The organism is Peptoniphilus sp. HMSC062D09 (genome assembly GCF_001811425.1).
In the GTDB taxonomy this organism is placed as follows: domain Bacteria; phylum Bacillota; class Clostridia; order Tissierellales; family Peptoniphilaceae; genus Peptoniphilus_A.
In genome coordinates, this window is the sequence record NZ_KV804679.1 from 1 (window position 1) to 530 (window position 530).

The 530-nt window shown below is 30.0% G+C and carries 1 protein-coding gene; it reads left to right on the top strand.

The features are described 5' to 3' along the window. Positions 1 to 56 precede the first annotated feature (56 nt). A partial coding sequence (locus tag HMPREF2801_RS00050) for a helix-turn-helix domain-containing protein (protein ID WP_070609831.1) occupies positions 57 to 530 on the top strand: 474 nt, incomplete at its 3' end.

The window sequence follows — 530 nt, forward strand, 5'->3', positions numbered from 1 at the left end:
TGAACTGACCCCCAAAAGTTGGACTAACAAACCAACTTAAGGAGGTCAGTTTTTTAATGGCAAAATACAAAACAGAATTTAAGACGAAAGTAGTAAAAGAATATCTTGAAGGAAAAATAAGCTACAGAGAATTAGCAAAAAAATACTCTATACAAGATAGTTCTGCTGTTAGAACTTGGGTTAATGCTTATGAATCTCAAGGCTATGATGGACTAAAAGTAAAAAGAAAAAATAATAATTACTCTTTAGACTTCAAACTAAATGTAGTAGACTTGTACTTAACAGGAGAAATGTCCTATCAAAGTCTTGCTAATGAACTGAAAATTAATAACCCAAGCATAATAGCTAGATGGGTAACAGAATTTAGAGAAGAAGGGATTGAAGGACTAAAAGCAAAAAAGAGAGGTAGACCTTCAAATATGCCAAGTACAGATAAAAACAAAAATCTAAAAAACAAAAATAGTAAAGTAAAAGAAGATCTAAGTGAATTAGAAAAACTAAGAAAAGAAAACTACTATCTTCAAATGGAA